The organism is Pseudomonas sp. 3-2 (assembly GCF_019710535.1).
Lineage (GTDB): Bacteria > Pseudomonadota > Gammaproteobacteria > Pseudomonadales > Pseudomonadaceae > Aquipseudomonas > Aquipseudomonas pharyngis.
Window position 1 is genome coordinate 3,048,367 of sequence record NZ_CP081200.1, and the last position, 15,654, is coordinate 3,064,020.

Here is a 15,654-nt window from a genome sequence, read left to right on the forward strand (position 1 = left end):
TCTGGTGGTGCTGCTCAGCGTGCCGCTACAGGTTGTGATTCAGTGGGTTGCCAGCCCCCGCCCAGCGACTTGAATACCGCCACCGCCGCACGGGCCGATTCCGTCCGCGCCTGCGCTCTGGCGTCGGAGGCCTGCAGCAATGTTTCGTCGGCGTGCAGAACATCGATCAGGCTGGCGGTGCCTTTTTCATAGGCGGTGAACGAGGACTGGCGAGCTTGAGTCAGCGCCGCTTCGCCGCCGGTCAGGGTGGTGGTCTGGGTTTGCCGATTCACCAGTGAAGACAACGCGTTCTCTACATCTTCGGTGGCACGCAGTACCGACTGGCGATAGGCCGCCAGTGCTTCAGATTCCTGACCTTTGGCCTGATCGATCCGGGCGTTGATGCGTCCGAAGTCAAATAGCCGCCAGCGCAAACCCAACACACCGGCCGACTGGCTTGCGCCGCCGGTGAAAAGATTGCCGCCGGATACGGCTGTCGCGCTGCCGAGCAAGGCGCTGAGGGAAAATTTCGGGTAGTACTCGGCAATCGCTTCACCGATACGCGCGTTGGAGGCCGCGAGGCGGCGTTCAGCCACGATCAGGTCCGGTCTGCGCCGCAGCAGATCTGCCGGTGTGCCCAGCGCAGTCAGCGACGGCACATCGGGAATTTCGCCCTCACGTGCCAGTTGCGTGCGGTGAGTGCCGGGAGGCGTGCCGAGCAGCACGTCCATTGCATTCATGGCCGCCTCCAGACCGCTTTGCAGTACCGGAACGGTCGCCTCGACTTGCGACAACTCACCCTCGGCCTGGCGCACCTGATACTCCGCGGCCAGACCCTTGCCGTAAAGCAACCGGACCTTTTCCAGCAACGCGCGCCGGGTATCGACTTGCCGGTTGGCGATGTCCAGCCGCGCCTGTAATCCGCGCAGGGTGATGTAGATATCGGCCGTTTGCGCAGCGATCGCCAACCTCGTCGCCGTGACACCCGCTGCTGAGGCCTGATACTCAGCCAGTGCCGCCTCACGCCCGCGGCGCAGTCCGCCAAAGACATCGACTTCCCAGCCCGCCTCGAGATTGGCCTCGTAGGCATTGCCGTAACGGTCATAGCCGGGTGTTGAATTCAACACCTGGCCCAGTGGCGTCTCGACGGACTGATAAGCGCGTGCCGCCTGTGCGCTGATGTTCGCCGAGGGCAGCAGTGCTGCATTTGCGGCGCCCAGGCCGGCCTTGGCCTGGGTGACGCGCGCCGAAGCCTGTGCCAGATCCAGATTCTGCTGCAAGGCTTGGTCGATGAGGTCGGTCAGTAGCGGATCATTAAAGCTTTCCCACCAGGCGGCAAGGCTGTCCGGTGTCGATCCGGATCGCGGTTCGACAGCAGGCTGCCCCAGGTAATGATCTGAAAGCGGGGCGTCTGGACGATGGTAATCCGGACCCACCGCACAACCTGCCATGAAGCTGGCGGTAACCAAAAGAGCAATCGGGCGCAGGGGAGGCATCGGCGTTCCTTAACGAGATTTTCGTGACCATATTACGTAATGGTCACAACGTGTCAATTAAGGCTTGAAAAGGCAATCACGGCATTAATGATAAAAATGGAGCGTCGAATACCTCATGGAATGTGACTGTTGACGATATTAGTCACAAAGATGAGAATATGATGGTCATCCTATTTCAGTAAGTGAACCTATGCGCCGGCTTCGAATTTCCCCTATTGCCGCATGCCTGTTGCCACTCGCCCTGGCGGCGTGCGGTGATTCCTCATCCGTTGCAGACCCGCGCACACAGGCGCCTCTGGTCAGGTTCACCGCCGTTCAGGCTGCGGCTGACGGTTCCCGCACCTTCACGGGAGTGGTGACTGCGCGCATTCAGGGCGACCTGGGGTTTCGCGTTTCGGGCAAGGTGCTCGAGCGTCTGGTTGACACGGGGCAGAGCGTCAAACGCGGTCAGCCGCTGATGCGGCTCGACCCCATCGACTTGGGGCTGCAGGCACGCGCGCAGCAGGAGTCGGTCATCGCCGCACGGGCCCGCGCCAGGCAGACAGCCGATGACGAAGCCCGCTATCGCACTCTGGTCAGCGCCGGCGCCATTTCCGCATCGGCCTACGATCAGATCAAAGCCGCCGCAGATACCGCCAAGGCCCAACTCAGCGCCGCTGAAGCGCAAGCGGACGTAGCTCGCAACGCTTCCGGTTATGCGGTGCTGGTTGCCGATGCCGACGGCGTTGTGGTGGAAACACTCGCCGAACCCGGACAAGTCGTCAGCCCTGGACAACCGGTGGTTCGACTGGCGCGGGCAGGCCAGCGCGAGGCCATCGTGCACTTGCCCGAGACGTTGCGCCCCGCAGCAGGATCCACTGCGCAAGCCACGCTCTATGGCGACGCCTCGGGTGCTGTGACCGCGAAACTGAGGTTGCTTTCGGATTCGGCGGACCGCACGACGCGTACGTTCGAGGCCCGCTATGTACTGGAAGGCGCGCTGGCCAATGCTCCGATAGGTTCGACAGTCACCCTCAGAATCGCCGAGGGTTCGACACCTGCCGCATCGTTGCAAGTGCCTGTTGCCGCGCTTTACGACGCGGGTCAGGGTCCTGGCGTGTGGATCATCGCCGGCACCCCGCCAACCGTGACCTGGCGAGCGGTTCGGGTGCTGGGGTTGAGCGACGATTCGGCCCGAGTCGCTGGCGATCTCCGGGTCGGCGAACAGATTGTGGCGCTGGGCGCTCACCTGTTGCGCGAAGGTGAAGCAGTAAGAATGCCCGTGCCTGATGCGGCGACCGTTGCCGGGAGTCGTCCATGAGCGAGGGCCGATTCAACCTTTCCGCCATCGCCGTTCGCGAGCGTTCGATCACGGTCTTTCTGATTTTCCTGATCGCCGTTGCCGGCACCCTGGCGTTCTTCCAGCTGGGGCGTGCCGAAGATCCTCCGTTTACGGTCAAGCAGTTGACCGTCATCACGGCGTGGCCGGGGGCGACCGCACAGGAGATGCAGGATCAGGTCGCGGAGCCACTGGAAAAACGCCTGCAAGAACTCAAATGGTACGACCGCTCGGAAACCTATACGCGACCAGGGCTCGCTTTCACGATGGTCTCGTTGCTCGATAGCACGCCGCCCTCGCAAGTGCAGGAAGAGTTCTATCAGGCGCGTAAAAAACTCGACGATGAAGCGATCAAGTTGCCGGCGGGCGTCATCGGGCCGATGGTCAACGACGAGTATTCGGACGTGACCTTTGCGCTGTTCGCCCTGAAAGCCAAGGGCGAGCCGCAGCGTCTGCTGGTCCGCGATGCGGAGTCCATGCGCCAGCGCCTGTTGCATGTGCCGGGGGTGAAGAAGGTCAACATCATCGGCGAACAAGCCGAACGGATTTTTGTTTCCTTTTCGCATGACCGGTTGGCGACCCTGGGCTTGTCACCGCAGGACATCTTCGCCGCGCTGAACAGTCAGAACGCACTGACCCCGGCCGGATCAATCGACACCAGCGGGCCGCAGGTTTTCCTGCGTCTCGATGGTGCGTTCGACAAGCTGCAAAAAATCCGCGACACCCCTGTGATCGTGCAGGGGCGGACACTCAAGTTGTCTGATGTGGCGACGGTCGAACGCGGTTACGAAGACCCGGCCACCTTCCTGGTGCGCAATAACGGCGAAGAGGCGCTGTTGCTCGGTGTGGTGATGCGTGAGGGCTGGAACGGTCTTGATCTGGGCAAGGCGCTGGATGCCGAGACCGTCAGGATCAATGAGGAAATGCCACTGGGCATGAGCCTCTCCAAGGTCACCGACCAGGCAGTGAATATCGACTCCGCCGTCGGCGAGTTCATGGTCAAGTTCTTTGTCGCGCTGCTGGTGGTCATGCTCGTCTGCTTTCTGAGCATGGGCTGGCGTGTCGGCGTGGTGGTCGCCGCTGCGGTGCCGTTGACCCTGGCGATCGTGTTTGTGGTGATGGCGGCCACCGGCAAGAATTTCGACCGTATTACCCTCGGGTCATTGATCCTGGCGCTTGGTTTGCTGGTCGACGATGCGATCATTGCCATTGAAATGATGGTGGTGAAAATGGAGGAGGGCTACGATCGCATCAAGGCGTCTGCCTATGCCTGGAGCCATACGGCGGCGCCGATGCTGTCCGGAACCCTGGTGACGGCGATCGGTTTTTTGCCCAACGGTTTCGCTCAGTCCACGGCCGGCGAATACACCAGCAACATGTTCTGGATTGTGGGCATCGCTCTCATCGCTTCATGGGTCGTGGCGGTGGCGTTTACTCCTTATCTGGGCGTGAAACTGTTGCCGGACATCAAGGCAGTCGAGGGTGGACATGCGGCGATCTACAACACGCCGCGATACAACCGCTTCCGTCGGATTCTGACCCGGGTCATTGCGCGCAAATGGCTGGTCGCGGGCATGGTTATTACGCTGTTCTTCGTGGCGGCGGCAGGCATGGGCCTGGTGAAGAAACAGTTCTTCCCGACCTCTGACCGTCCCGAAGTCATGATCGAGGTGCAAATGCCCTACGGCACCTCCATCGAGCAGACCAGCGCCACGGCCGCCAAGGTCGAAGCCTGGCTGCACCAGCAGGATGAAGCAAAAATCGTCACGGCCTATATCGGCCAGGGTGCGCCGCGTTTCTTTCTGGCCATGGCGCCGGAACTGCCCGATCCGTCGTTCGCCAAGATCGTAGTGCTGACCGACAGTCAGGAAGCGCGGGAAACCCTCAAGTTGCGTTTTCGTGACGCGGTCGCTCAAGGGCTCGCCCCGGAGGCGCGTCTCAGGGCAACGCAAATCGTGTTTGGTCCTTACTCGCCGTTTCCGGTGGCCTACCGGGTGATGGGGCCTGATCCGGCCAAGTTGCGGGTGATCGCCGAGCAGGTGCGGGGCGTGATGCAGGACAGCCCGATGATGAGAACCGTGAACACTGATTGGGGGCCGCTGACTCCGTCGTTGCATTTCAATTTGGATCAGGACCGTCTGCAGGCTGTGGGGCTGACATCGACTGCGGTTGCACAGCAGTTGCAGTTCCTGCTCAGCGGAGTACCGATCACGGCGGTGCGTGAGGATATTCGTTCAGTGCAGGTCATGGGGCGGGCAGCGGGCGATATCCGGCTCGATCCACAGCAAATCGAAGGCTTCACCCTGGTCGGTGCGTCGGGGCAGCGGGTCCCGTTGTCGCAGATAGGCGAGGTCGATGTGCGCATGGAGGATCCGATCCTGCGCCGGCGTGATCGCACTCCGACCATCACCGTGCGCGGCGACATTGCCGAAGACTTGCAGCCACCGGACGTTTCCAGTGCGCTGCTGAAGCAACTGCAGCCGATCATCGAGAAACTGCCTTCCGGTTACCGGATCGAGCAGGCGGGTGCGATCGAAGAGTCCGGCAAGGCCGGCAAGGCGATCCTGCCGTTGTTGCCGATCATGATCGCCATGACCCTGGTCATCATCATTGTGCAGGTCCGTTCGATCTCGGCGATGATCATGGTGTTCCTGACCTCGCCGTTAGGCTTGATTGGCGTGGTGCCGACACTGCTGATCTTCAATCAGCCGTTTGGCATCAATGCGCTGGTCGGATTGATTGCACTGTCGGGGATCCTGATGCGCAATACGCTGATTTTGATCGGTCAGATTCATCACAACGCGCAAGAAGGGCTGGATCCGTTTCACGCTGTCGTCGAAGCCACGGTGCAACGTGCGCGACCGGTGCTGTTGACGGCCCTGGCGGCGATCCTGGCGTTCATTCCCCTGACACACTCGGTGTTCTGGGGGACGCTGGCCTATACCCTGATTGGCGGTACGCTCGTCGGCACCGTCATGACGCTGGTGTTCCTGCCCGCGATGTACTCGATCTGGTTCAAGATCGGTCCCGACGCCAGGGCGCCGACTGCAATAGTCAAACCGGTGTAGCGATTGGCGCCGGGAACATCCCGAGAGAGGCAGGGAGGCGGCAAGTCCCGAGAGCTCGCCGCCGTTCCTTGATTGCGGATATCGATTACAGGGTTGAGATCGTACCGCCGTCGATACGGTGTTCGGATCCAGAGATCGATGCAGCCCGGGAGGATGCAAGGAAGACGATCAAGTCCGCAACTTCTTGGGGCTTGGCCGGCCTTCCCAGTGGGATTCCGCCTATCGACTCCATGACAATTCGTTTGCCGCCTTCGTAGTCGGTTCCCGCTTGTTCAGCCAATCGCTCGGCAAACCTTACGGACGCCTCTGTCTCAATCCACCCCGGCGCGACACTCAGCACACGAACGCCCTTGGGCATTACTTCTTTTGCAAGAGACTTGCTGTAAGTGGTGAGAGCCGCCTTGGCGGCGGCGTAGGCGGTGGTTGACTCATACAGAGGCATCATGCGCTGGATCGAGCTCACATGGATGATGACGCCTGAGCCTTGGGCCAGCATGGATGGCAGTAATGCGCGGTCCAGGCGTACGGCAGGCATCAGATTCAGATTCAGTTCTGCCAGCCATTGCTCGTCACTGATGGCGGCAAAACCACCACCCGGCGTGTTTGACCCTCCGAGCACGTTGATCACGATGTCGACACCACCCCACATCTCAAGGACCGTTTTTGCGAGGTGAGCAACGCCTGTTGCGGTGGTCAGATCTGCACCGATATAGGTGACACCCTCCATCGGTGGTACTGACACGTCGCGCGCCGAGGTCGCCACCCTTGCGCCTGCCTCCACGAGAGTCTGAACGACTGCAGCGCCAAGGCCCATAGTGCCGCCGGTGACCACGGTGCGCAGGCCATCGAGTTGAAGGTCGAAGTTCATGCTGTTACCTCCAGCGATGCGATCAGGCCGCCTTCAAGACGAAAGCGGTACGACAGAACGGTCGGGCTGCCGGGGAAGTTGCCGCTAACCCTGGCGCGGACGAGTTGCAATCCGTCCTCTCGCTCAATGGTCAGGGGAACGGTAGTAGCGCTGTACTTGCGCGATGCCTCGGCCAAGAGGCCCTTGATGGCATTGATACCCGCGTAGGTATGACCGAAGTCCGTCATGACGGCTTGCGCCGTGAAGCAATGCGCCAGTGCTTCGGGGTTATGTTCAGCCGCGAAGTAAGCGGCAATTGGTTCGGGTAGGGTCAAGACAGGCATGTTGTCGGCTCCATGGGGTCGGTGATAGCCCTAGGATGCGTACCGGACAGAATTAATTGAATCGCCTAGAATCAGCATTGGTCATGTAGAGAACAATGCATAATGCGCGGATCCGAATTTGCTGAGCTGAAAGCCTTCGTGGCGATCGTCGAGCGCCAGAGCTTCGCTCGCGCGGCAGAGCATCTGGGGCTCTCACCCTCCGCACTCAGCCAGACCATTCGGCATCTCGAAGCTCGCCTTGGCGCACGCCTGCTCAATCGCACCACTCGCAGCGTTGCTCCCACGGCGAGTGGTGAGCTGCTTTACAGCCGTATCGCCCCCTTGTTTCGAGAGATGGCTGTTGCAGTCGCCGAAGCCAGTGAGGCAACAGGGCAGATAAGCGGCACGCTGCGTATCAATACGCCAGGGATCGCCGCCAGAACCCTCATTGCGCCTCGCCTGGCACGCTTCCATCAGGCCCACCCTAATGTGCTGCTCGACATTGTGGTGGACGACGCACTGGCCGATATCGTGCGCGGCCGATTTGACGCGGGCATCCGTGTAGGTGGTCGGCTTGAGAACGATATGGTGGCCGTGCGCCTCACCCCGGACCTGAACATGGTCGCTGTGGCATCTCCGGACTACCTCGCACGTCGTGGCACGCCCCGGTCACCTGCCGAGTTGCAGGATCACGCTTGCATCAACTGGCGGTTGCAGATGGACGGCAGACCCTATCGCTGGGAGTTCCAGGAGCAAGGGCAGCCAATGGAGGTGGCGGTCGATGGTCCCGTCGTCACCAATCATCCCGACATCGGTATCGCTGCAGCCGTGCAGGGGCTCGGCATTGCGTACCATTTCAAGAGAGAAGGCGTGGGTGAGCTCCTGGCCGAGGGGCGGTTGGTCCAGGTTCTCGCTGACTGGTCGATCTCGCGCCCAGGGCTGTTCCTCTATTACCCGAACAGACAGTATCGACCAGCCGCCCTGAGTGCGTTCATCGACTGTCTATTGGATCGCAACTCGTTTGATCGGCCGTGTGCCGAAAATCATCGGTGATAGGCGCCAGGTAATGGGATTGAGCATCTCAAACCGCGGCGGTAGCTTTGCAAAGAGTGTTCCCCACACCCGTTGAAGGTGCCCACGAAAGGCACCTTTTTCAGTTCCATCCCAATCTGGCCAGACTCAACGCAAGTCTTCAGGCTGCATCGTCAGAATGATTTTCCCGACGTTCTCGGAAGACTCCATTCGGCGGTGAGCATCGGCAGCCCGTGATAACGCAAAGGTGCTATCGACGACAGGCTCAAGACTTGCGGCACCCTCAAAGCGACCAAGCCAGTGCTCACGGAAGCGCTTGATCATGTCGTGCTTCTCCGGTTGTGTGCGCGACTTCATCACCGTGCCGATGATTTGCAAATGGCGGTAAAGAATGTCCTCCAGCGCTACGGTCACGTTGCCGCCTGCGCCGAGGATGCCCACCTGAACCAGGCGACCGCCCTTTGCAAGGGACGCGATGTTGCGTGCGAAGTAGGGCGCCCCGATAAAGTCGATGATGACATCGACGCCGCGACCCTGGGTTTTGGCGGCGATTACGTCAGCGAAATCCTGCGTCTTGTAGTCGATCGCCACGTCAGCGCCCAAATGCTCGACACGCGCCAACTTGCTGCCGTCGGTCGTCGCATACACCGTGGCACCCGTGGCGTAAGCCAGCTGCACCGCGGCCGACCCGACGCCGCCGGCGGCCGCATGAATCAACACTGAATCGCCAGCCTTGAGCCGAGCCAGATGCATCATCGCTTCATGGGCGGTGACGAATACCTCGGGAATGGCTGCCGCGTGTACATAGTCAAGCTGCGCGGGGATGTGCATGGCCATGCGGTAATCGATGCGTGCCAGTTCGGCGTAGGCACCGCCTCCAACCACGCCCATGATTCGATCTCCCACCTCGAATCCTGTTACCGCGCTCCCTTTGCCGATCACTTCGCCGGCGATTTCCAGGCCGATGATCAGCGAGTCGCCGAAATTCGGACGGCCGTACCCACCGGTCCGGTGAGTCAGGTCCGCACGGTTCACCCCAGCGGCATAGACACGTACCAGAAGGTCGTCAGGACGGACTTCAGGGCTGGCAACTTCTACGAGTTCGAGGACGTCTGGCGCACCAAACGCTCTGATGTCGATGGCTTTCATTCAGTTGTTCTCCTTTGCGCTGAACGTGGCGTTGGCGATCGCGGATGCGGTGATGGCGGCAGGGAAACCTACGTAAAAAGCCAGGTGCGTGATCGCTGCCGCCATTTCGTCCTGGGTCACACCGTTGCCAGCCGCGCGGCGTAAGTGGGCAGGCAACTCTTCCGAGTGACCAGCGGCAATCAATGCCGCCACGGTGATCAGGCTACGGTCGCGCGGGGACAGCGCCGGATCGCTCCAGATTTGCGGATAAAGCGTCGAGTCGACGAATTGCGCCAGCTTTGGCGTGAACGCGCGCGCGGCTTCGCGAGGACTGTTGAAGTTGATCCTGGACATGGGCGAGCTCCTTAAACCTGGCTGATGAATTTGTGGGTGAGATAGTGCTCGATACCTTCAATGCCACCTTCGGAGCCGTGACCGCTCTCTTTCATCCCGCCGAAGGGGAGCTCGGTAGCGACGATGCGGTATTGGTTGATCCCGATCATCCCGGCCTCCAATCCGTCCGCGACGTCAATGGCCGTGCGAGCGCTGGAGGTGAACGCGTAGGCAGAGAGGCCGTAGGGCAGGCGGTTGGCTTCTTTCAAACCATCTGCCAGTTCATCGAACGGCATCAGCACGGCGATAGGGCCGAAAGGCTCTTCGTGCATCACGCGGGCATCCATCGGCACATCCGCCAGAACCGTGGGTTGGAAGAAGTAGCCTTCGCCTGACAAGGCTTCACCACCGACCAATACCCGCGCACCTTTTTCGACGGCGTCGGCGACCAGTTCTTCCATCTTTGCCAATTGCCTTGGGTTGGCCAACGGTCCGACCTGGGTGTCAGGATGCAAGCCGTCGCCGATCCGCAGGGCCTGTGTCGCAGCGACAAAGTGATCAACGAAGGCTTGATAGGCACCACGCTGGATCAGAAACCGAGTGGATGAAATGCATACTTGCCCGGTCCCGCGAAACCGATTGGCGACACCTTCGATGGCGGCTTTTTCAATGTCGGCATCTTCGAATACCAGAACCGGTCCGTGCCCACCCAGTTCGAGGGTGATGGGCTTCACGCCTTCAGCCGCTCGTGCAGAGAGCAGGCGCCCGATGGGCACCGAACCGGTGAACGTCACTTTGCGAATGATCGGCGAGGCGATCAGATGGCTGGACACTTGATCCGGTACGCCAAAGACCACTTGCAGCACACCCTTGGGCAATCCTGCATCGTCGAGTGCACGCGCCAGGGCCAGCGCTGTGGAGGGGCTTTCTTCACCTGGCTTGAGAATGACGCTGCAACCCGCAGCCAGCGCTGCCGCGAGTTTGCGTGCCGGGGTGATGGCCGGGAAATTCCAGGGCGTGAATGCGGCCACCGGGCCGATGGCCTGGCGTTTGACCAGTTGCAGCACGCCTGGTCGATTGGCCGGGACCACACGGCCGTCGATGCGCCGGGCACTTTCGGCGAACCATTCGAAATACTCCGCCGCGCGGGTCACTTCATCCAGGCTTTCACCCAGCGGTTTGCCTTCCTCCAGGGTCATCTGCGCAGCAATCTGCGGTGCACGTTCGAGGATCAGGTCGGCGGCGCGTTTGAGAATTTTTGCGCGTTTGTCGGGCACGGTCTGGCGCCATTGCTCGAAGCTCAGTCGAGTCACTGCCAGGGCGTGATCAAGGTCGCCTGCGGTGGAGAGTGGGACGCGTCCGATTTCCCGGCCGGTTGCCGGGTTAACCACGGCGGCAGTCTCGCGCCCTTCGGCGTTGAGCCATTCACCACCGATGAAAAGATAAAGCGGATCGTAGGAAGTCTTCATGATGTAGCCTTCAGTTGGTTGTGAGATTCGTATGAAGCTCGGTGCCTGATGGGCTGTGCCGCAGAGCCTGATCAGGAAGCTTGTGCAACCAAGTCTATGGAAGGAGGGCCCGTTGATTTAGTCGGGCCGAAGGGAATCATTGTTGTCTGCAGAGGTAATATCGGGCTGCGGGCCGACCGTGTAGCATCCTGAAAAAAGCGGTTATCACGGGTGTGCGCCAGATCCACAGGAAGGTCGCGATGGATAAGCTTTCGAACATGTCGGTGTACATAAAGGTTGTCGAGATGGGCAGTTTCACGGCCGTGGCCAATCATCTGGACTCCACGGTCGGTAACGTATCGCGTGCTGTATCTGCGCTTGAAAACGTGCTCGACGCACGGCTGTTGCAGCGCTCGACGCGGCGCCTGTCGGTCACCGATGCGGGGCGACGGTTCTATGAGCGCTGCACGAAAATTCTGGCTGATCTGGAAAGTGCCGAAGCCGAAGCCAGCAATGCGGCGCTGGAGCCTCGGGGAACACTGCGGGTGCATTGCGTCCCCGGACTGGCTCGGCATCTGGTCACGCGGGCCGTGCTGGATTACCGCCAGCAATTCCCGGACGTGTCTGTGGATTTACTGCTTTCACAACGCATGCCTAACCTGTTGGAAGACCAACTGGATGTCTCGATTCTGATCGCCCGAGCGCTACCCGATTCCGCGTACGTCAGCCAAAAGATCGGTGTCAGCCATTGTGTTCTGGTGGCGTCGCCAGACTACCTGGCCCGGCATGCGCCTCTGGAGACGCCTGAAGATCTGCGTGATCACCAGTGTTTGCTGCTGGGTACGGTGGACTATGCGCGGGATGAGTGGCAGCTCAAAAGCAAGGCGGGGGACGCGACATTTATCCCGACAGGGCCGAGTTTCAGCGTCAACGATATGGATGCGATGGCGCTTGCCATTCGAGAGGGTGCCGGGATTGGCTTGCTGGCCGGGTTCACGGCCATCGACGATCTGCGCTCCGGCAAGCTGGTGCGGGTTTTGCCTGACTACCATACCTACGAGCGTAACGTGTATGCCGTCTATACCTCGCGACAGTTCGTCGATGCAAAAATCACGCGTTTCATCGAAACGTTGAAAGATCAGGTTGGCAGTCAGCTGGCAGCCACGGCCAAAGCACTTATCGGTTGAAACGCTGCGGGGCAGAAAGGTATTTGCGCCTCGATGAAGCAACTTCCCGAGGCGCAATGATCGGCGAACAGGTTACTTAGCCTTGGCTGCACCGGCCCATGACCTTATAGGCCAGTACGTGTTGTTTGCCTTGTGAATCCTGGTAGGTCAGGTGTGTCGGTACGACTGCACAAATATCCGGCACCGGGTCTTCAGAGATGACCTTGGCGACATCAAGGTGGGTGCCGTAGCCATATTGCTCGACCTGTTGATTCTTGGCATTACCGTCCTGTGCCGCTACCACAGAGCTGAAGCCCAAGAGTGCGACGATGATCATTGCAGTTTTCATGATGAGATTTCCTGAAGTAAGGGTGATCTTGCTGGCAGGACGAACTTTAGGCTCGAGGGATTTGTGGAAACAGGAGCGAATCAGGGAAAGACTTTTCTACATTCCGAACACAATCGTCAGGTTTCGGACGTTAGAACGCTTGATTTTGGGACTGTCGGCTTTTGACTGAAAACCGCATGTTGAAGACAGCTGCCTCCCTCAGTTGCGAGGTGGAGACAACTAAATTTTTTTGGGGGCGCGCGCAGCCGTGTCGGAAGAGCAGGGGTGCGGAAATGACCGAAAAGATGCGCAAACCATCCTGAGGGAGAGGAGTCAAATTTCTGGATGCCAGAAACGACAAAGCCCTGAATAATCAGGGCTTTGTCGTACATAAGATGGCGGAGGCGATGGGATTCGAACTCATGGACCTGTTACAGTCGACGGTTTTCAAGACCGTTGCCTTAAACCACTCGGCCACACCTCCGTTGCGTTGCGGGCGCCATAATACCTGAATGAAACACACTGTCAAACTCTGTGCATGGCTTGTTACAGAGCGTCTGTTATGATCTTTGCGACTGAACGTTTCAAACCAACAGGAGTGTCGCCATGCGCGAACAGGATTACGCAGTTCACAACAGCGTGCAGGCTGAGCAGCTAGAGGTTAGCCGCGTCCTGCGCAACACTTACGGTCTACTGGCGCTCACCCTCGCATTCAGCGGTGTGATGGCGTTCGTGGCCCAGCAGATGCGGGTCGGCTACCCGAATATTTTCGTGGTGCTGATCGGTTTCTACGGGCTGTTCTTCCTCACCAACAAGCTTCGTGATTCCGCCTGGGGCCTGGTGTCGGCGTTTGCCCTGACCGGTTTCATGGGTTTCCTGCTCGGCCCGATCCTCAACCGTTACCTGGGCATGCAGGGCGGCGCTGAAGTGGTCAGCTCCGCGTTCGCGATGACCGCACTGGTGTTCGGTGGTCTGTCGGCCTACGTGCTGATCACCCGCAAGGACATGAGCTTCCTCGGTGGTTTCATCACCGCCGGTTTCTTCGTTCTGCTGGGTGCGACGCTGGCAAGCATGTTCTTCCAGATCAGCGGCCTGCAACTGGCGATCAGCGCAGGTTTCGTACTGTTCTCCTCGGTTTGCATCCTGTTCCAGACCAGCGCCATCATCCACGGCGGCGAGCGCAACTACATCATGGCGACCATCAGCCTGTATGTATCGATCTACAACCTGTTCGTCAGCCTGTTGCAGATCTTCGGCATCATGAGCCGCGACGACTGATCGCTGCACCGCTATAAACAGAAAACCCGCGAAAGCGGGTTTTTTGTTGCCTGCGAAGAAGAAAGCAGACGTTCAATTGATCACGATGCTGCCATCGGCCTGTTGTTTGTAGATCGTGTAAGGCAGCAGCAACGTATCGAGCACTCCCGACACGGCTGCATCGACCAGCAGACCCGGCGTCGCGTTCTTGTAGTTGAACGCATCGACGTCATCCGGCTTTTCGGCGTGCAGCATGCAGAAATCGTACGTCACGCCGCTGTAGATGCGCGGTACAGCGCCGCAGTAGGATTTTTTAGTCTTCAACTGGTCGGTGGAAGACTTATCGCTGAACGCCACGGTCTGCACCGTCCCGCACCCGGCCAGCATCAACATCGCCAGCATCATTGCCTGAATTTTCATACCGCCAATCCTTCGCCGGAAAAAACACAATCTATGCCGCTCACGCCATCGGCGGCAATCGACGTTTCACCGGGGTCTTCTTGACGATCGCGGTATTGGTTTCCGCCAGCGTATTCAACCGGTCAAGCAGGGTGTCCAGCTGCTCCATCGAGCGCACATGCAGGCGCGCGATAAAACAATCTTCTCCGGTGACCTTGTCACACTCGGTGAACTCGGGAATCGAAAGGATCTGCCGCTCCACTTCCTGCAACTGCCCCGGCAATGGCCGCACCCGGACAATCGCCTGTAACTGATAACCGAAGCATTTCGGGTCAATCTCTACGGTGTAACCCTTAAGCACGCCACGCTCCTCCAGACGCCGCAGGCGCTCGGCCACGCTGGGCGAGGACAACCCGCTGATTTGCGCAAGGGCCTTGAGCGAGCGGCGCGAATCCTCCATCAGAGCTCCGATCAGGATCTGGTCGATATCGTCGGTCATACAAGAAACTCCCGCATTAGGCGAATGGCACAAACCACCCTTGATAAAAAAGGCAGAAACCGAGTTTAGCCTGCTTTTTGCGCTGGAGAAGTTTCGGTCTCGCTTGGCATACTTTTGCCACACATTAAGGAGATTGATGATGGACAACACACTCCGTCGCGGCTCATTCGAAATGACCGCCGCCATGCTGATATCCGGGACAATCGGCTGGTTCGTGCTGGTGTCGGGGCAACCGGTGCTGGACGTGGTGTTCTGGCGCTGCGTATTCGGCTCCGGGACCTTGCTGCTGATCTGCGCCGCATTCGGCTTTCTGCGCCCAGGCATCCTGACCCGCACCATTTTCCTGCTGGCGGTGCTCAGCGGAATGGCAATCGTCGGCAACTGGGTGCTGCTGTTCGCCTCGTATTCACGGGCATCGATTGCCATCGGCACGGCGGTGTACAACGTGCAGCCGTTCATGCTGGTGGGTTTGGCGGCATTGTTTCTGGGCGAGAAGATCACCCTGCAGAAGCTGTTCTGGCTGGCGATTTCATTTATGGGAATGCTGGCCATTGTCAGTGCCCATGGGGGGCAAGGCGAGGGCGGCAGTGATTACCTGACGGGGATCGCGCTGGCGCTGGGTGCGGCGTTTCTGTACGCCATCGCGGCATTGATCATCAAGCGCCTGACCGGCACACCGCCGCATCTGATTGCGTTGATCCAGGTCTGCACCGGTGTGTTGCTGCTCGCGCCGTTCGCGCATTTTTCAGCAATGCCCGAGGCGCCAAGTGCCTGGGCCAGTCTGGTGACGCTGGGCATCGTCCACACCGGTCTGATGTATGTGCTGCTTTACGGCGCGATTCAGAAACTGCCGACCGCATTGACCGGCGCGCTGTCGTTCATCTACCCGATCGCGGCGATTTTCGTCGACTGGTTTGCCTTCGGCCACCAACTGCAAACTCTGCAATGGGTCGGCGTGGCGGCAATCCTGCTGGCAGCAGCCGGCATGCAACAGGGTTGGGGATTGAAGTCACGTCGTCTGCTCGCTCAGTGA

At 59.7% G+C, this 15,654-nt stretch carries 15 protein-coding genes and 1 tRNA gene; 6 read left to right on the top strand and 10 right to left on the bottom strand.

Going from position 1 to position 15,654, the window contains the following annotated elements:
- Nucleotides 1-14: 14 nt before the first annotated feature.
- Nucleotides 15-1,475, bottom strand: coding sequence for an efflux transporter outer membrane subunit (locus tag K3819_RS13755; RefSeq protein ID WP_221399564.1), 1,461 nt, complete (start codon nucleotides 1,473-1,475; stop codon nucleotides 15-17).
- A 190-nt stretch (nucleotides 1,476-1,665) separates the two neighbouring features.
- On the opposite strand from K3819_RS13755, the gene K3819_RS13760 reads away from it, so the two are divergent.
- Both K3819_RS13760 and K3819_RS13765 read left to right on the top strand, forming a co-directional pair.
- On the top strand, nucleotides 1,666-2,775 hold the full coding sequence (locus tag K3819_RS13760; protein WP_221399565.1) for an efflux RND transporter periplasmic adaptor subunit: 1,110 nt from the start codon (nucleotides 1,666-1,668) through the stop codon (nucleotides 2,773-2,775).
- Complete coding sequence (locus K3819_RS13765; protein ID WP_221399566.1) at nucleotides 2,772-5,861, top strand: efflux RND transporter permease subunit; 3,090 nt, start codon at nucleotides 2,772-2,774, stop codon at nucleotides 5,859-5,861. Before K3819_RS13760 ends, K3819_RS13765 begins: the two co-directional genes overlap by 4 nt.
- An 85-nt stretch (nucleotides 5,862-5,946) precedes the next feature.
- Here the strand turns inward: K3819_RS13765 and K3819_RS13770 are convergent, their stop codons facing one another.
- The gene (locus K3819_RS13770) at nucleotides 5,947-6,729 is read right to left on the bottom strand and encodes an SDR family oxidoreductase (RefSeq protein WP_221399567.1); all 783 of its coding nucleotides are present in this window, start codon (nucleotides 6,727-6,729) and stop codon (nucleotides 5,947-5,949) included.
- Nucleotides 6,726-7,052, bottom strand: coding sequence for a nuclear transport factor 2 family protein (locus K3819_RS13775; protein ID WP_221399568.1), 327 nt, complete (start codon nucleotides 7,050-7,052; stop codon nucleotides 6,726-6,728). The genes K3819_RS13770 and K3819_RS13775 overlap by 4 nt, the downstream gene beginning before the upstream one ends.
- 102 nt (nucleotides 7,053-7,154) lie before the next feature.
- On the opposite strand from K3819_RS13775, the gene K3819_RS13780 reads away from it, so the two are divergent.
- The gene (locus tag K3819_RS13780; protein WP_221399569.1) at nucleotides 7,155-8,084 is read left to right on the top strand and encodes a LysR family transcriptional regulator; all 930 of its coding nucleotides are present in this window, start codon (nucleotides 7,155-7,157) and stop codon (nucleotides 8,082-8,084) included.
- 126 nt (nucleotides 8,085-8,210) lie between these two features.
- On the opposite strand, the gene K3819_RS13785 is transcribed toward K3819_RS13780, so the two are convergent.
- The 3 genes from K3819_RS13785 to K3819_RS13795 are packed head-to-tail and all read right to left on the bottom strand — an operon-like array spanning nucleotide 8,211 to nucleotide 10,993.
- Complete coding sequence (locus K3819_RS13785; RefSeq protein ID WP_221399570.1) at nucleotides 8,211-9,212, bottom strand: NAD(P)H-quinone oxidoreductase; 1,002 nt, start codon at nucleotides 9,210-9,212, stop codon at nucleotides 8,211-8,213.
- Nucleotides 9,213-9,545: a carboxymuconolactone decarboxylase family protein gene (locus K3819_RS13790; protein WP_221399571.1), complete on the bottom strand. Its 333-nt coding sequence runs from the start codon at nucleotides 9,543-9,545 to the stop codon at nucleotides 9,213-9,215.
- An 11-nt stretch (nucleotides 9,546-9,556) separates the two neighbouring features.
- Nucleotides 9,557-10,993, bottom strand: coding sequence for an NAD-dependent succinate-semialdehyde dehydrogenase (locus tag K3819_RS13795; protein WP_221399572.1), 1,437 nt, complete (start codon nucleotides 10,991-10,993; stop codon nucleotides 9,557-9,559).
- 239 nt (nucleotides 10,994-11,232) lie between these two features.
- Here K3819_RS13795 and K3819_RS13800 point away from each other — a divergent pair, with 239 nt between their 5' ends.
- Nucleotides 11,233-12,159: a LysR family transcriptional regulator gene (locus K3819_RS13800; RefSeq protein WP_039772208.1), complete on the top strand. Its 927-nt coding sequence runs from the start codon at nucleotides 11,233-11,235 to the stop codon at nucleotides 12,157-12,159.
- Between the two features lie 76 nt (nucleotides 12,160-12,235).
- On the opposite strand, the gene K3819_RS13805 is transcribed toward K3819_RS13800, so the two are convergent.
- Nucleotides 12,236-12,487: a DUF2790 domain-containing protein gene (locus K3819_RS13805; protein WP_221399573.1), complete on the bottom strand. Its 252-nt coding sequence runs from the start codon at nucleotides 12,485-12,487 to the stop codon at nucleotides 12,236-12,238.
- A 375-nt stretch (nucleotides 12,488-12,862) separates the two neighbouring features.
- Nucleotides 12,863-12,950 (bottom strand) — tRNA-Ser (locus tag K3819_RS13810).
- 122 nt (nucleotides 12,951-13,072) lie between these two features.
- Between K3819_RS13810 and K3819_RS13815 the strand changes: the two genes are divergently transcribed.
- Nucleotides 13,073-13,744, top strand: a complete 672-nt coding sequence (locus K3819_RS13815; RefSeq protein WP_007955123.1) for a Bax inhibitor-1/YccA family protein — start codon at nucleotides 13,073-13,075, stop codon at nucleotides 13,742-13,744.
- Nucleotides 13,745-13,816: 72 nt separating this feature from the next.
- On the opposite strand, the gene K3819_RS13820 is transcribed toward K3819_RS13815, so the two are convergent.
- Together K3819_RS13820 and K3819_RS13825 are read right to left on the bottom strand one after the other, a co-directional pair.
- Complete coding sequence (locus K3819_RS13820; RefSeq protein WP_085611759.1) at nucleotides 13,817-14,143, bottom strand: YceK/YidQ family lipoprotein; 327 nt, start codon at nucleotides 14,141-14,143, stop codon at nucleotides 13,817-13,819.
- Nucleotides 14,144-14,183: 40 nt separating this feature from the next.
- Nucleotides 14,184-14,621, bottom strand: coding sequence for an Lrp/AsnC family transcriptional regulator (locus K3819_RS13825; RefSeq protein WP_064381847.1), 438 nt, complete (start codon nucleotides 14,619-14,621; stop codon nucleotides 14,184-14,186).
- 139 nt (nucleotides 14,622-14,760) lie between these two features.
- Here K3819_RS13825 and K3819_RS13830 point away from each other — a divergent pair, with 139 nt between their 5' ends.
- Nucleotides 14,761-15,654, top strand: a complete 894-nt coding sequence (locus K3819_RS13830) for a DMT family transporter (RefSeq protein WP_221399574.1) — start codon at nucleotides 14,761-14,763, stop codon at nucleotides 15,652-15,654.

What these genes read in the sequence shown, in the direction of transcription:
- K3819_RS13790 (WP_221399571.1), bottom strand. Translation starts at nt 9,545, where the DNA reads ATGTCCAGGATCAACTTCAACAGTCCTCGCGAAGCCGCGCGCGCGTTC.
- K3819_RS13800 (WP_039772208.1), top strand. Translation starts at nt 11,233, where the DNA reads ATGGATAAGCTTTCGAACATGTCGGTGTACATAAAGGTTGTCGAGATG.
- K3819_RS13785 (WP_221399570.1), bottom strand. Translation starts at nt 9,212, where the DNA reads ATGAAAGCCATCGACATCAGAGCGTTTGGTGCGCCAGACGTCCTCGAA.
- K3819_RS13825 (WP_064381847.1), bottom strand. Translation starts at nt 14,621, where the DNA reads ATGACCGACGATATCGACCAGATCCTGATCGGAGCTCTGATGGAGGAT.
- K3819_RS13805 (WP_221399573.1), bottom strand. Translation starts at nt 12,487, where the DNA reads ATGAAAACTGCAATGATCATCGTCGCACTCTTGGGCTTCAGCTCTGTG.
- K3819_RS13775 (WP_221399568.1), bottom strand. Translation starts at nt 7,052, where the DNA reads ATGCCTGTCTTGACCCTACCCGAACCAATTGCCGCTTACTTCGCGGCT.
- K3819_RS13830 (WP_221399574.1), top strand. Translation starts at nt 14,761, where the DNA reads ATGGACAACACACTCCGTCGCGGCTCATTCGAAATGACCGCCGCCATG.
- K3819_RS13815 (WP_007955123.1), top strand. Translation starts at nt 13,073, where the DNA reads ATGCGCGAACAGGATTACGCAGTTCACAACAGCGTGCAGGCTGAGCAG.
- K3819_RS13770 (WP_221399567.1), bottom strand. Translation starts at nt 6,729, where the DNA reads ATGAACTTCGACCTTCAACTCGATGGCCTGCGCACCGTGGTCACCGGC.
- K3819_RS13795 (WP_221399572.1), bottom strand. Translation starts at nt 10,993, where the DNA reads ATGAAGACTTCCTACGATCCGCTTTATCTTTTCATCGGTGGTGAATGG.
- K3819_RS13780 (WP_221399569.1), top strand. Translation starts at nt 7,155, where the DNA reads ATGCGCGGATCCGAATTTGCTGAGCTGAAAGCCTTCGTGGCGATCGTC.
- K3819_RS13820 (WP_085611759.1), bottom strand. Translation starts at nt 14,143, where the DNA reads ATGAAAATTCAGGCAATGATGCTGGCGATGTTGATGCTGGCCGGGTGC.
- K3819_RS13760 (WP_221399565.1), top strand. Translation starts at nt 1,666, where the DNA reads ATGCGCCGGCTTCGAATTTCCCCTATTGCCGCATGCCTGTTGCCACTC.
- K3819_RS13755 (WP_221399564.1), bottom strand. Translation starts at nt 1,475, where the DNA reads ATGCCTCCCCTGCGCCCGATTGCTCTTTTGGTTACCGCCAGCTTCATG.
- K3819_RS13765 (WP_221399566.1), top strand. Translation starts at nt 2,772, where the DNA reads ATGAGCGAGGGCCGATTCAACCTTTCCGCCATCGCCGTTCGCGAGCGT.